This is a genomic window from Diaphorobacter sp. MNS-0 (assembly GCF_019602835.1).
GTDB lineage: Bacteria > Pseudomonadota > Gammaproteobacteria > Burkholderiales > Burkholderiaceae_C > Diaphorobacter > Diaphorobacter nitroreducens.
Genome location: NZ_CP080761.1, coordinates 3,824,703 through 3,838,735 on the forward strand (window position 1 = coordinate 3,824,703; position 14,033 = coordinate 3,838,735).

Below are 14,033 nucleotides of genomic sequence, written 5' to 3' on the forward strand. Positions count from 1 at the left end.
TCAAACCCGCATTCGCCTCAGGCTTGCAGACGCGCCATCTCGGCGTCCACCGCGTCGTGGCGCTGCAGCATGGCGGGTGAGGGTTGCTTGCCCAGCTTGCTCACCAGCACCACGGCCAGCGCGCCCAGAACGAAGCCGGGCACGATCTCGTACAGCCCCAGCCAGCCGCCCTGCTTCCACACCACCACCGTCACGGCACCGACCACGATGCCGGCCAGCGCGCCGTTGCGCGTCATGCCGCGCCAGAACAGCGACAGCAGGATGACCGGCCCGAACGCCGCGCCGAAGCCCGCCCAGGCGTAGCTCACCATCGACAGCACGCGGCTGTTGGGGTTGCCCGCGATGACGATCGCCACCACGGCGATGGCGAACACCATCGCTCGGCCCACCCACACCAGCTCGCGCTGCGTGGCGTTCTTGCGCAGGAACACGCGGTAGATGTCCTCGGTCAGCGCGCTGGAGCACACCAGCAACTGGCACGACAGCGTGCTCATCACCGCCGCCAGAATGGCCGCCAGCAGCAGGCCGGCGATCCAGGGGTTGAAGAGCTGGCGCGCGATCTCGATGAACACCGTCTCGGCATTGGCCTGCACGCCGGCGGCCTGCTGCGTGTGCACCGCGAAGTACGGGATGCCGACCAGGCCCACGGCCACGGCGCCGCCCAGGCACAGCACCATCCAGGTCATGCCGATGCGGCGCGCGCGCGGGATGGAGGCCACCGAATCCGCCGCCATGAAGCGCACCAGGATGTGCGGCTGGCCGAAGTAGCCCAGGCCCCAGGCCATGAGCGAGACCACGCCGATCACGCTGGCGTTGTGCATCAGGTCGAGCTTCTGCGCACCGATCATCTCGGTGAGGCTTTGGCCGGCCTGCAGCTCGCCGGTGACGGCGAAGTAGGCCACCACGGGCGCCAGGATCAGCGCGGTGATCATCAGCGAGGCCTGAATGGTGTCCGTCCAGCTCACCGCCAGGAAGCCGCCGATGAACACATAGGCGATGGTGCACAGCGCCCCCACCCACAGGGCTGTCTGGTAGGGCAGGCCGAACATGCTCTCGAACAGGCGCGCACCGGCCACCACGCCCGAGGCGCAGTAGATGGTGAAGAACACCAGGATCACCGCCGTGGTCACCAGGCGCAGCACGTTGGAGCCGTCCTCGAAGCGCGAGGCCAGGTAGTCGGGCAGCGTGAGGGCGTTGTTGGTGCGCTCGGTGTACAGGCGCAGCCGCGCGGCCACGAGGCGCCAGTTGAGGTAGGCGCCGATGGTCAGGCCGATGGCGATCCACGCCTCGCTCAGCCCGCTCAGGTACACCGCGCCGGGCAGGCCCATGAGCAGCCAGCCGCTCATGTCGGACGCGCCGGCCGACAGCGCGGTGACGAAGCTGCCCAGGCTGCGCCCGCCCAGGATGTAGTCGGAGAGGTCGGTCGTCGCGCGGTAGCCCAGCCAGCCGATGAACAGCATGGCCAGCAGGTAGATGCCGAAGGTGATGACGGTCGGGTCTAGCAGGTTCATGAAACGTCCAGGCCCGCGGGGCGCGCTGCGCGCCGCGAAGTCCTGCCAAAAAAAGGTGGAGGAGAAGCCGGCGCGGAGGCCGGGGGCTGCCGTGCCGACAAGCGCCGGCCAGCGAAGTGGCGCGATGATTCCAGAGCCCGCGCCCAATCATTCGCCATAAAGCCGCGCTGGCGTAGTGAAACACTCCGCCGCGGTGCGCAACTGTAACTGCCGGCGGCGCAAAACCTCAGGGTTACTACTGATTTTGGGCGGCAGACAGGTATGGCGCCAGGTAGCGGCCCGTGTGGCTGGCCGCATTGTGGGCCACCTGCTCGGGCGTGCCCTCGGCCACCACGGTGCCGCCGCCGGCCCCGCCCTCGGGGCCCATGTCGATGACCCAGTCGGCGGTCTTGATGACGTCCAGGTTGTGCTCGATGACGATGATGGTGTTGCCCGCGTCGCGCAGCTGCAGCAATACCTTGAGCAGCAGGTCGATGTCGGCGAAATGCAGGCCGGTGGTGGGCTCGTCCAGGATGTAGAGCGTGCGGCCGGTGTCGCGCTTGGAGAGTTCCTGCGCCAGCTTCACGCGCTGCGCCTCGCCGCCCGAGAGCGTGGTGGCGCTCTGGCCCAGGCGGATATAAGACAAGCCGACGTCCAGCAGCGTCTGCAGCTTGCGCGCGATCGTGGGCACGTCCTTGAAGAAGGCGTGGGCGTCCTCCACCGTCAGGTCCAGGATCTGGGCGATGTTCTTGCCCTTCCACTGCACCTCCAGCGTCTCGCGGTTGTAGCGCTGGCCGTGGCACACGTCGCAGGGCACGTACACGTCGGGCAGGAAGTGCATTTCCACCTTCACCACGCCGTCGCCCTGGCAGGCCTCGCAGCGCCCGCCCCCCGAGCCCTGCGCCACGTTGAAGGAGAAGCGCCCGGGGCCGTAGCCGCGCTCCTTGGCGGTGGTGGTCTCGGCCATCAGTTCGCGGATCGGCGTGAACAGGCCCGTGTAGGTGGCCGGGTTGCTGCGCGGCGTGCGGCCGATGGGGCTCTGGTCGACGTTGATGACCTTGTCGAAATACTCCAGCCCCTCGATGGTTTCATGCGCTTCGGGCTCGTCGTGCGCGCGGTAGAGCTGGCGCGCCACGGCCTTGTGCAGCGTGTCGTTGACCAGCGTGCTCTTACCCGAGCCGGACACGCCCGTCACGCAGGTGAACAGCCCCACCGGGAACTGCACGCTCACGCCCTTCAGGTTGTGCCCCGTGGCGCCCACCACGCGCAGCGCCTGCAATTGCCCCTGCGTGGCGCGGTGCTCGGCCAGGCGCTCCTTCTTGCGCAGGCTGGCAGCCGTCTCGGGAAAGCGCGACTTGGGCTTCTTGTCGGGTTCGGGCGCTGCGGCGCTCTGTTGCAACACGGGCAGCCAGGGCGTGCGCCGCGCAGGCACCGGCAGGGTCTTGGCGCCGCTCAGGTACTGCCCGGTGAGCGATTGCGGGTTGGCGCACAGCTCGGCGTAGGTGCCCTGCGCCATCACGCGACCGCCATGCACGCCCGCGCCGGGCCCCATGTCCACGCAGTGGTCGGCGGCGCGGATCATGTCCTCGTCGTGCTCCACCACGATCACGCTGTTGCCCAGGTCGCGCAGCCGCGTGAGGGTGGCGATCAGCCGGTCGTTGTCGCGCTGGTGCAAGCCGATGCTGGGTTCGTCCAGCACGTACATCACGCCGGTCAGGCCGCTGCCGATCTGCGAGGCCAGGCGAATGCGCTGCGCCTCGCCGCCCGAGAGCGTCTCGGCGCTGCGGTCCAGGCTCAGGTAGGACAGGCCCACGTCGTTCAGGAAGGTGAGGCGCGCGGCGATCTCGCGCACGATCTTGCCGGCGATCTCGGCCTTGGCGCCGGCCAGCTGCAGCGATGCGAACCACTGCAGCGCGTCCGCCAGCGTGCGGTGGCTCACGTCGTAGATGCCCAGCGCGGCGTCGCCCTCGCCCACCTTCACATGGCGCGCCTCGCGGCGCAGGCGTGCGCCGTGGCATTCGGGGCAGGGCTGGGCGCTGCGGTAGCGCGCGAGGTCTTCGCGCACCACGGCCGAGTCCGTGTCACGGTAGCGCCGCGCCATGTTGGGCAGGATGCCCTCGAAGGGGTGCTTCTTGACGATGGGCTTGCCCTTGTTCGGGCCGCTGTCCAGCAGGTAGCTGAAGGCGATCTCTTCCTCGCCCGAACCGTGCAGGATGACCTCGCGCACGCGTTCGGGCAACTCCTCGAAGGGCGTCTCCACATCAAAGCCGTAATGCCGCGCCAGGCTCTCCAGCATGGCGAAGTAGTAGCCGTTGCGCCGGTCCCAGCCCTTGATGGCGCCGCTGGCGAGGCTGATGGCCGGGAAAGCCACCACGCGCGCGGGGTCGAACACCTCCTGCTGGCCCAGGCCGTCGCACGCGGGGCAGGCGCCCGTGGGCGAGTTGAACGAGAACAGGCGTGGCTCCAGCTCAGGCAGCGAGTAGCTGCACACCGGGCAGGCGAACTTGCTGGAAAACAGGTGCTCCTGGCCCGAGTCCATCTCCAGCGCCAGTACCCGGCCGTTGCCCTCGTGCCCGCCCACCCGCAGGGCGGCCTCGATGCTCTCGGCCAGGCGCTGCTGGGCGTCGGGGCGCACTTTCAAGCGGTCGATCACCACGTCGATGTCGTGCTTCTCGGTCTTCTTGAGCTGGGGCAGGCTTTCGTGCTCGTAGATCTGCCCGTCCACGCGAAAGCGCACGTAGCCCAGCGCCTGCATCTGCATGAACAGCTCGGTGAACTCACCCTTCTTCTGGCGCGCCACAGGCGCCAGCAGCATGAGCTTGGTGTCCTCGGGCAAGGCCAGCACCGCATCCACCATCTGGCTCACGGTCTGCGACGACAGCGGCAGGCCGTGGTCCGGGCAGTACGGCGTGCCCGCGCGCGCGAACAGCAGGCGCAGGTAGTCGTGGATCTCGGTCACCGTGCCCACGGTGGAGCGCGGGTTGTGGCTGGTGGCCTTCTGCTCGATGGAAATGGCCGGCGACAGACCCTCGATCAGGTCCACATCAGGCTTGTCCAGCCGCCCCAGGAACTGCCGCGCATAGGCCGACAGGCTCTCCACATAGCGGCGCTGCCCTTCGGCATACAGCGTGTCGAACGCCAGGCTGGACTTGCCCGAGCCCGACAGCCCGGTGATCACCACGAGCTGGTTGCGCGGGATGTCCAGGTCGATGTTCTTGAGGTTGTGCGTGCGCGCCCCGCGGATGCTGATGCGCTGCTCGCGCAGGACCTGCGCCAGTGGGCGCCCTCCGGCCGCATCGGCAGGCGAAGGGTGGCGATCGTCGGAGGGTGGCTCGAAGGTGGGCATCGCGCGTGCCTGGAGGCAAACGCACGATGATAGGTCACCCACCCCGCCCGCGCAGAAGCTGCGGCCGGAGCGCCCTGGGCGTCAGTCTGGTAAGCCATGCAGATGCTCCTAAAAAAATAGCTGTTTGCGCTCATCTGTATTGCATCTGACCGCGATTTCATGCCCAATTCGCCACACGCCGCGATGGCCCGCCCTGCCGCGTGCGGCCCGGCCATGGGTGAGAATCCGTGCTTTGACTTGCCCCCGCGCCCGTGCCGGACACCACCACACCCACTCCGCCCTCCACCGCCATGACCCCGCTGGAGCGCCGCGCCAGCATCAGCCTGGCGCTGATCTTCGCGCTGCGCATGCTGGGCCTGTTCCTGGTGCTGCCGGTCTTTGCCCTCGAAGCCCGCAAGTACCCCGGCGGCGACGACCCGGCCCTGGTGGGGCTGGCCATGGGGATCTACGGGCTCACGCAGGCGGTGCTGCAGCTGCCGCTGGGCATGGCGTCGGACCGCTTCGGGCGCAAGCGTGTCATCGTCCTGGGGCTGCTGGTGTTTGCCGCGGGTAGCCTGCTCGCCGCGCTGGCCGACTCGGTGATGGGGCTGCTGGTGGGGCGCGCGCTGCAAGGTGCGGGCGCGGTGTCCGCCGCCGTAACGGCGCTGCTGGCCGACCAGACACGCGACGCGGTGCGCACCAAGGCCATGGCACTGGTGGGCGCCAGCATCGGGCTGATGTTCGCCATCGCCCTGGTGGCGGCGCCGCTGCTGGCCGCGCACATCGGCCTGGCCGGCCTCTTCGGCCTGACCTGCGCGCTGGCGCTGGGCGGCGTGGCCGTGGTGCTGTGGATGGTGCCGCCCGAGCCGGTGCAGCATGCCGACGCGCCGCGCGGGCGCCTGGCCGACGTGTGGCGCCATGCCGACCTGCTGCGCCTGAACCTGGGCGTGTTCGTGCTGCACACGGTGCAGATGGCCATGTGGGTGGCCGTGCCGGCCCTGCTGGTGCAGGCCGGCTTGCCCAAGGACGCGCACTGGCAGGTGTACCTGCCGGCCGTGGTGCTGTCCTTCGTCGCCATGGGCGGGCTGTTTGCCATGGAGCGGCGCGGGCGGCTGCGCGCTGCGCTGCTGGTCGCCATTGGGCTGGTGCTGGTGGTGCAGATGGGCTTTGGCCTGCTGGCGGCCGGAGGGGCTGCGCCATCGCTGATGCCGGTGGCGGCGCTGCTGTTCATCTTCTTCTGCGGCTTCAACGCGCTGGAGGCCACGCAGCCCAGTCTGGTGTCGCGCATGGCGCCGGCCAACCTGCGCGGCGCGGCGCTGGGCGCCTACAACACGCTGCAGTCGCTGGGCCTGTTCGCGGGCGGTGCGCTGGGCGGCGCGCTGGCGAAGTGGGCGGGCGCGCCGGGGTTGTTCACCGCCACCGCCGTGCTCACGGCCCTGTGGCTGCTCGTCACCTGGCCGCTGCGGCCGGTGGGACGCGGCGGCGGCCACTGATTTTTTCACCCTCCGGCGCACCGGCGGCGTGCAAGCCGCTATGCTGCGCACCTGCGGCCTCGCAGGGGTCGCCTGTTGGACTCATCTGGCCCGGAACCCTTCCCTGCCGTCCGGGCTAAGCACAAGGATTTTTCATGGCATCCGTGAACAAAGTCATCATCGTCGGCAACCTGGGGCGCGACCCCGAGATGCGCACCTTCCCCAGCGGCGACCAGGTCGCCAACGTGCGCATCGCCACGACGGACCGCTGGCGCGACAAGAACACCGGCGAGAACAAGGAAGCCACCGAATGGCACAGCGTGGTCTTCAACGGCCGCCTGGCCGAGATCGTGGGCCAGTACCTGCGCAAGGGCTCCCAGATCTACGTGGAAGGCAGCCTGCGCACGCGCAAATGGACCGACCAGAGCGGCCAGGAGCGCTACACCACCGAAATCCGCGCCGACACCATGCAGATGCTGGGCAGCCGCCAGGGCATGGGCGGCGGCCAGGGCGGCGGCTATGACGACAGCGGCTACGGCGACAACGGGGGCGGTGGTGGTGGCGGCTACGAGGCCCCGCGCCGCGCCGCACCCGCGCCGCGCCCCGCCCCCCCCGCGGCCCGCCCCGCACCCGCGCCCGTGGCACAGCCGCCGCGCGCCGCATCGGGCTTTGACGACATGGACGACGACATTCCGTTCTGATTCGGCCTCGCACCAAGCACAACGGGCGCCCCAGGGCGCCCGTTTGCTATGGTGGTGATAGCTGCTCGCGCTGGATGGGCAAGCGCTGCAGCCCAAAAACACTCAAATCAGTGCACCACCATGAGGGAGAACGGCCAGACATAGGCCTGCATCGTCACGTACAGGCCCACCAGGCAGGCCAGCGCGATGGAGTGGAAGAACACGTAGCGCAGGATGTCGCCCTCGTGGTCGAACCAGCGGGTGGCGGTGGAGGCCACGACGATGGACTGCGCGTCGATCATTTTGCCCATCACGCCGCCCGAGCTGTTGGCTGCGCCCATCAGGTTGGCCGACAGGCCCAATTGCTCGGCTGCCACCTTCTGCATGCCACCGAAGAGCACGTTGGAGGCCGTGTCCGATCCCGTGAGCGCCACGCCGATCCAGCCCATGAGCGTGCCGAAGAACGGGTACAGCACGCCGGTATTGGCAAAAGCCAGGCCCAGCGTGGTGTCGGTGCCCGAATAGCGCGTGAGCGTACCCAGCGCCAGCATCAGCACGATGGTGAGCAGCGAGTAGCGCACCAGCCAGAAGGTGCGGAAGAACGTGGTGACTATGGCGACCGGGTTGTACTTCATGACCAGCGCACTCACCACGGCCGACAGCAGGATGCCCGTGCCGGTGGCCGACAGCAGGTTCAGCGTGTAGACGGCGGCCTCCTTGTGCGGCGCGGGCACCACGGGTGGCACCTTCTCGATCAGGTTGTGCAGCCCGGCCATGGGGAAGGCCGGCGCGAAGATGCCATTGAGCCAGGCCTTGACCGAGGGCAGGCCCCAGATGAACACGAACACCGACAAGATGACCCAGGGGGTCCAGGCGGCCACCAGCGCCTGGGTGCTGTGGCGCTTGACCGGCTGCGGCGGCTTGGCCTCTGCGGCGCTGGGGTCGTGGCCGCGCAGCGAGGGCGACGTCCACACCGTCTTGGGCTTCCACACGCGCAGGAAGGCCACCAGGCAGACCATGGAGACGATGGCGGCGATGATGTCCACCAATTCCGGCCCGATGTAGTTGGACACCAGGAACTGCGGAATGGCGAAGGACACGCCCGTCACCAGGATGGCCGGCCAGATTTCCATCATGCCCTTGCGGCCGGCGAAGGCCCAGATCAGCCAGAACGGCACCAGCAGCGAGAAGAAGGGCAGCTGGCGGCCGATCATGGCCGTCACCTCCATCAGGTCGTAGCCGTGCACCTTGGCCAGCGTGATCACCGGCGTGCCCAGGGCGCCAAAGGCCACCGGCGCCGTATTGGCGATCAGCGACAGGCCCGAGGCCGCCAGCGGCGAGAAGCCCAGGCCGATGAGGATGGCGGCCGTCACCGCCACGGGGGTGCCGAAGCCGGCCGCGCCTTCAAAGAACGCGCCGAAGCAAAAGGCGATCAGCAAGAGCTGGATGCGCCGGTCCTCGGTGATGCCCGACAGCGAGTCCTGCAGCACGGCGAAGCTGCCGTTTTGCTCGGTGAGCTGGTGCAGGAAGATGATGTTCAGCACGATCCAGCCGATGGGCAGCAGGCCGGTGAAACCACCGAACAGCGCCGCACGGCCGGCCATGTCGCCCGGCATGCCGTAGACGAAGACCGCCACGAGCAGCGCCGTGATCAGGCCCATGCCTGCCGCGATATGCGCCTTGATGTGGAAAAAGCCCAAGGCCGCGAGCATGACCACCACCGGCAGCGCGGCCAGTGCGGTGGAGATGACCATATTGCCCAGTGGGTCGTAGATTTGTTGCCAGACCATAGCCTGTGCCCCCTGTTGTTGTCCCGGTTTTGGAAGGAGAAATGCCTCGCACGCCCAGTACCGGAGGTCAACCGACTGGAGCGGCGCGGACGAGACTGTAGAAAGCCCGCCCGCGACGCAGCGTGAAAAAACCGGAGACCGGTGCTGAAGCAATTTCACACCATAGCAAGGACGCAGGTCCGGCATCCCGGCTATTCGGGTATCCCTTGATGCCGCCTACCCCCCCTGGGCGGGCTTTCAGCCGTTCACGGCCGCAATCACCCCGCCGCCCAGGCACACCTCACCGTCGTACAGCACGGCCGACTGGCCCGGCGTCACGGCCCACTGCGCCTCGGGGAACTGCAGGCTGAAGGCGTCGCCCTGTGCGGCCAGCACCGTGCAGGCGGCGTCCTGCTGGCGGTAGCGCGTCTTGGCGGCGCAGGCGCCTGCTGCGGGCGGATGGCCGGCAATCCAGCTCGCGTCCTGCGCATCCAGGCGGTGCGACAGCAGCCACGGGTGGTCGTGGCCCTGCACCACGCGCAGGGTGTTCGTCTCCAGCTCCTTGCGGGCCACGAACCAGGGCGCATGGTCGCCCGCGCCGCGCACCGGCTGGCCAGACGGTGCTTTCGCCCCGGCGCCTTTTTCCTTGACACCGCCGATCCCCAAGCCCTGCCGCTGGCCCAGCGTGTAGAACGACAGGCCCACGTGGCGGCCCAGCTTGCGCCCGCGGTCGTCCAGGATGGGGCCGGGTGCATGCTGGATGTAGCGGTTGAGGAACTCGCGGAATGGCCGCTCGCCGATGAAGCAGATGCCGGTGGAGTCCTTCTTCTTGGCGTTGGGCAGGCCGATGTCGGCAGCGATGCGGCGCACCTCGGTCTTGTGCAGCTCACCCACGGGGAACAGCGTCTTGGACAGCTGCGCCTGGTTCAGGCGGTGCAGAAAGTAGCTCTGGTCCTTGGACGGGTCCAATCCCTTGAGCAGCTCGAACAGGCCCGTGGCCGGGTTCTGACGCACGCGCGCGTAGTGGCCGGTAGCGATCTTCTCGGCGCCCAGGCGCATGGCGTGGTCCAGGAAGGCCTTGAACTTGATCTCGGCGTTGCACAGCACGTCCGGGTTGGGCGTGCGGCCGGCCTGGTATTCGCGCAGGAACTCGGCGAACACCCGGTCCTTGTACTCGGCGGCAAAGTTGACGTGCTCGATCTCGATGCCGATCACATCGGCCACGCTGGCCGCGTCCAGGAAGTCCTGGCGGCTGGAGCAGAACTCGCTGTCGTCGTCATCTTCCCAGTTCTTCATGAAGATGCCGACCACCTCGTGGCCCTGCTGCTTGAGAAGGTGCGCCGTGACGGCGGAGTCCACGCCCCCCGACAGGCCCACCACGACCCGGTGTTTCGTCATATCTGTGCGATTATCCCAGCCCCCCCCGGCCGGGCGGCGCCTGGGGTCAACCGGGTGTTGGAGACGATGGAACTGCGGCAATTGCGATATTTCGTGCGGGTGGTGGAGCTGGGCTCCATGAGCCGCGCCGCGCTCGACCTGAACCTGGTGCAGTCCGCGCTGAGCCAGCAGATCACCCGGCTGGAGGGCGAGCTGGCCACGCGCCTGCTGCACCGCACGCCGCGCGGCGTGGCCCCCACCGAGGCCGGGGCCGCGTTCTTCCGCGAGGCGCAGCTCACCCTGCGCCATGCCGAGCAGGCGGTGCGCGCCGCCCAGCAGGCGCGGCTGTCGGGCACCGTCACCGTGGGCCTGGCGCCCACCACCTCGGCGCTGCTGGGGCTGCCGCTGATGCAGGCCATGCGCGCGCGCTACCCCGACGTGCGGCTGCACATGGTGGAGGGCATGTCGGGCCACCTCTCGGCCATGCTGCATGCGCGCGAGCTGGACCTGGCCGTGCTGTTCGACTCGCGCCTGCACCAGGCGCAACTGGCCGGACGCACCCAGCGCTGGCAAATCCAGCCGCTGCTGGAAGAAGACCTGTTCCTGATGCGCGGCGCCGCCGCCCCGCGCCTGGCCGCCGAGGTGGCGATCACCGAGCTGCGCGAGGAGCCGCTCATCCTGCCCACCGGCCCGCACGGCCTGCGCAGCACGCTGGACACGGCCTTTGCCAGCGCGGGCATCGCCCCGCATGTGGTGCTGGAAGTGGACTCGCTGGCCATGTTGATGGCCGCCGTGGACGCCGGCCTGGGCTCCACGCTGCAGCCCTGGGCGGCACTGGGCCGCTACCCGGACGCGGCCACGCGCTTTCAGTGCGCGCGCCTCACGGGCGCGCCGGCGCGGCGCGTGAACCTGCTGTGCAGCCTGCCGGACGAAGAGCTGTCCCCCGCCGCACTGGCCGCGCGCGTGGTGCTGCTGGACTGTGCCCGCGGTCTGGTCACCGAGGGCCGCTGGATCGGCACCTCACTGCTGGCGCAGGCACCGGCAGGGATTCCCGCCCCGTAGCGGCTGCTTTCGGGCGTCGCGCCCGGGCGCGCAGCCATCACCGTTCGTGATACCCCCATACCCGCCCGCGGCTGCACGGCTGGCGGGCCGCTGCCTACAGTCCACGCTCGACTGCTGCGCCCCTCGCCCCTGCCTGGCGCGACCCCACGAGCGAAACCTATGCAATCTCCCCCGATGGACACCGATGTCCTGGTCATCGGCGGCGGCAACGCCGCCCTGTGCGCCGCGCTGATGGCCCGCGAGGCCGGCAGCCGCGTGCTGCTGCTGGAATCGGCCCCGCGCGCCTGGCGCGGCGGCAACTCCGCCCACACCCGCAACCTGCGCTGCATGCACGACGCGCCGCAGGACGTGCTGGTCGATGCCTACCCTGAAGAAGAGTACTGGCAGGACCTGCTGAAGGTGACCGGCGGCCAGACCAACGAGCACCTGGCGCGCCTGGTGATCCGCGCGTCCAGCACCTGCCGCCTCTGGATGCGCCGCCACGGCGTGCACTTTCAGCCCGCGCTGGCCGGCACGCTGCACGTGGCGCGCACCAATGCCTTCTTCATGGGCGGCGGCAAGGCGTTGGTGAATGCCTACTACCGCAGCGCCGAGGCGCTGGGCGTGCAGGTGCGCTACGAATCGCCCGTGGAGCGCATCGAGATCGAGAACGGCACCTTCCAGGCCGCCTGGGTGCAGGGCCAGCGCATCACCGCCAAGAGCTGCGTGCTGGCCGCCGGCGGCTTCGAGTCCAACCGCGAATGGCTGCGCGAGGCCTGGGGCCAGAACGCGCGCGGCGAGTGGCCGGCCGACAACTTCCTGATCCGCGGCACGGCCTACAACCGCGGCGTGTTGCTGAAGCACCTGCTCGACGACCACGGTGCCGACCGCATCGGCGACCCCACGCAGGCGCACATGGTGGCCATCGACGCGCGCGCGCCGCTGTACGACGGCGGCATCTGCACGCGCATCGACTGCGTGTCGCTGGGCGTGGTGGTCAACCGCGAGGGCGAGCGCTTCTACGACGAGGGCGAAGACTTCTGGCCCAAGCGCTATGCCATCTGGGGCCGCCTGGTGGCGCAGCAGCCGGGGCAGATCGGCTACTCCATCATCGACAGCAAGGCCATCGGCCGCTTCATGCCGCCGGTGTTCCCCGGCGTGAAGGCCGACAGCCTGCCCGCGCTGGCCGAAAAGCTCGGCCTGCCCGCAGAGACCTTCATGCAGACGCTGAACGCCTACAACGCCGCCTGCCGCGTGGGCCAGTTCGACCACACCACGCTGGACGACTGCCATACCGAGGGCGTGGCGCCCGCCAAGACCCACTGGGCGCGGCCCATCGACACCGCGCCGTTCTACGGCTACGCGCTCAAGCCCGGCGTCACCTTCACCTACCTGGGCCTGCACACCGACGACACGGCCGCCGTGCGCTTCGCCGACCAACCCAGCCGCAACCTGTTCGTGGCGGGCGAAATGATGGCCGGCAACGTGCTGGGTAAGGGCTACACCGCCGGCGTGGGCATGTCGATCGGCACGGCCTTCGGCCGCATCGCCGGGCGCAACGCCGCGCTGGCCGCCGCGGGCCAGGCTGCCGCGCACGGCGCGGTGAACGACGAGGGCTGAACACCATGCAAACCCTGAAATCCCTGACCGACGAAGCGATAGGCCTGGCCCAGGGCGGGCCCGCCCGCGTGATTCCCATCGTGCCCGCGCCGGCGCAGAGCGCCGCCGAGACCGAGGTGGCGCGGCAGATGCAGATCTGCAACGCCTGCCGCTACTGCGAGGGCTTTTGCGCCGTGTTCCCGGCCATGACGCGCCGCCTGGACTTCACCCAGGCCGACGTGCACTACCTGGCCAACCTGTGCCACAACTGCGGCGCCTGCCTGCACGCCTGCCAGTACGCCCCGCCGCACGAATTCGCCGTGAACATCCCGCAGGCCATGGCCCAGGTGCGCGGCCAGACCTACGCCGACTACGCCTGGCCGCCCGCGCTGGGCCGGCTGTACCGCCGCAACGGCCTCACGCTGTCGCTGGCCCTCGTGGCCGCGCTCACGCTGTTCCTGGTGCTGGGCGCGGCGCTGCAGGGCGGCGGGCTCGGCGCGCTGTGGGGCGCGGACCTGGGCGGCAACTTCTACCGCCTGTTCCCGCACAACCTGCTGGTGGGCCTGTTCGCGCCGGTGTTCCTGTTCGTGGTGTTGGCCTTGTCCATGGGCGTGCGCCGCTTCTGGAAGGACGTGAAGCCCGCCACCAGCGGCGCCGACGTGAGCGCCCCCGCCGCCACCGAGGCCGCGCACGACGTGCTGCGCCTGAAGTACCTGGACGGCGGCCATGGCGACGGCTGCCACAACGAGGACGACGCCTACACCCTCAAGCGCCGCCGCGCGCACCACCTCACGTTCTACGGCTTCCTGCTGTGCTTTGCCGCGACCTCGCTGGCCACGGTGTACCACTACGTTTTCGGCTGGCAGGCGCCCTACGAGGCACCCAGCATTCCCAAACTGCTGGGCGTGGCGGGCGGCGTGATGCTGGTGCTGGGCACGATCGGCCTGTGGTACCTGAACCGCACGCGCCACCCCGCACACGGCGAAGCCGCGCAAAAGCCCATGGACCTGGGCTTCATCGCCCTGCTGTTCCTGGTGGCCGCAAGCGGCCTGGCGCTGTGGCTGGTGCGCATCACCCCGTCGGCCGCGCCCGCGCTGGCCCTGGTGCTGTGCCTGCACCTGGGCGCGGTGATGGCCCTCTTTGCCACGCTGCCCTACGGCAAGTTCGCCCACGGCGTGTTCCGCACCGCCGCGCTGCTGCGCCACACCACCGAAAAGCGCCAGCCCAACCCGATCGGGCTGGGCAGCGATTGATTGCTTCTAAAACCATAGCTGTTAGCG

9 protein-coding genes are annotated in these 14,033 nt (G+C 69.3%); 5 read left to right on the plus strand and 4 right to left on the minus strand.

Annotated features, from left to right (window positions below; all coding sequences use genetic code 11):
- Positions 1 to 17: 17 nt before the first annotated feature.
- Both putP and uvrA read right to left on the minus strand, forming a co-directional pair.
- Positions 18 to 1,511 carry a sodium/proline symporter PutP gene (gene putP / locus K2L43_RS18115; RefSeq protein WP_196994776.1) on the minus strand — a complete coding sequence of 498 codons (1,494 nt, stop codon included), beginning with the start codon at positions 1,509 to 1,511 and terminating at the stop codon, positions 18 to 20.
- Between the two features lie 235 nt (positions 1,512 to 1,746).
- Positions 1,747 to 4,836, minus strand: coding sequence for an excinuclease ABC subunit UvrA (uvrA, locus tag K2L43_RS18120; protein WP_220638181.1), 3,090 nt, complete (start codon positions 4,834 to 4,836; stop codon positions 1,747 to 1,749).
- A 290-nt stretch (positions 4,837 to 5,126) separates the two neighbouring features.
- On the opposite strand from uvrA, the gene K2L43_RS18125 reads away from it, so the two are divergent.
- Positions 5,127 to 6,308, plus strand: coding sequence for an MFS transporter (locus K2L43_RS18125; protein WP_220638182.1), 1,182 nt, complete (start codon positions 5,127 to 5,129; stop codon positions 6,306 to 6,308).
- A gap of 134 nt (positions 6,309 to 6,442) precedes the next feature.
- Positions 6,443 to 6,988, plus strand: a complete 546-nt coding sequence (gene ssb / locus K2L43_RS18130) for a single-stranded DNA-binding protein (protein WP_015914621.1) — start codon at positions 6,443 to 6,445, stop codon at positions 6,986 to 6,988.
- 107 nt (positions 6,989 to 7,095) lie between these two features.
- Here the strand turns inward: ssb and K2L43_RS18135 are convergent, their stop codons facing one another.
- Positions 7,096 to 8,757: an L-lactate permease gene (locus tag K2L43_RS18135; protein ID WP_220638183.1), complete on the minus strand. Its 1,662-nt coding sequence runs from the start codon at positions 8,755 to 8,757 to the stop codon at positions 7,096 to 7,098.
- Between the two features lie 237 nt (positions 8,758 to 8,994).
- On the minus strand, positions 8,995 to 10,134 hold the full coding sequence (gene mnmA, locus K2L43_RS18140) for a tRNA 2-thiouridine(34) synthase MnmA (protein ID WP_220638184.1): 1,140 nt from the start codon (positions 10,132 to 10,134) through the stop codon (positions 8,995 to 8,997).
- 66 nt (positions 10,135 to 10,200) lie between these two features.
- On the opposite strand from mnmA, the gene K2L43_RS18145 reads away from it, so the two are divergent.
- The 3 genes from K2L43_RS18145 (at position 10,201) to tcuB (ending at position 14,006) form a co-directional block, all read left to right on the plus strand.
- Positions 10,201 to 11,175 carry a LysR substrate-binding domain-containing protein gene (locus K2L43_RS18145; protein WP_220638185.1) on the plus strand — a complete coding sequence of 325 codons (975 nt, stop codon included), beginning with the start codon at positions 10,201 to 10,203 and terminating at the stop codon, positions 11,173 to 11,175.
- Positions 11,176 to 11,349: 174 nt separating this feature from the next.
- Complete coding sequence (tcuA, locus tag K2L43_RS18150) at positions 11,350 to 12,774, plus strand: FAD-dependent tricarballylate dehydrogenase TcuA (protein ID WP_370633118.1); 1,425 nt, start codon at positions 11,350 to 11,352, stop codon at positions 12,772 to 12,774.
- Between the two features lie 5 nt (positions 12,775 to 12,779).
- A complete protein-coding gene (gene tcuB / locus K2L43_RS18155) occupies positions 12,780 to 14,006 on the plus strand; it encodes a tricarballylate utilization 4Fe-4S protein TcuB (RefSeq protein ID WP_220638187.1) in 1,227 nt (408 codons plus the stop codon).
- Positions 14,007 to 14,033: the final 27 nt, after the last annotated feature.

What these genes read in the sequence shown, in the direction of transcription:
- putP (WP_196994776.1), bottom strand. Translation starts at nt 1,511, where the DNA reads ATGAACCTGCTAGACCCGACCGTCATCACCTTCGGCATCTACCTGCTG.
- uvrA (WP_220638181.1), bottom strand. Translation starts at nt 4,836, where the DNA reads ATGCCCACCTTCGAGCCACCCTCCGACGATCGCCACCCTTCGCCTGCC.
- K2L43_RS18125 (WP_220638182.1), top strand. Translation starts at nt 5,127, where the DNA reads ATGACCCCGCTGGAGCGCCGCGCCAGCATCAGCCTGGCGCTGATCTTC.
- ssb (WP_015914621.1), top strand. Translation starts at nt 6,443, where the DNA reads ATGGCATCCGTGAACAAAGTCATCATCGTCGGCAACCTGGGGCGCGAC.
- K2L43_RS18135 (WP_220638183.1), bottom strand. Translation starts at nt 8,757, where the DNA reads ATGGTCTGGCAACAAATCTACGACCCACTGGGCAATATGGTCATCTCC.
- mnmA (WP_220638184.1), bottom strand. Translation starts at nt 10,134, where the DNA reads ATGACGAAACACCGGGTCGTGGTGGGCCTGTCGGGGGGCGTGGACTCC.
- K2L43_RS18145 (WP_220638185.1), top strand. Translation starts at nt 10,201, where the DNA reads ATGGAACTGCGGCAATTGCGATATTTCGTGCGGGTGGTGGAGCTGGGC.
- tcuA (WP_370633118.1), top strand. Translation starts at nt 11,350, where the DNA reads ATGGACACCGATGTCCTGGTCATCGGCGGCGGCAACGCCGCCCTGTGC.
- tcuB (WP_220638187.1), top strand. Translation starts at nt 12,780, where the DNA reads ATGCAAACCCTGAAATCCCTGACCGACGAAGCGATAGGCCTGGCCCAG.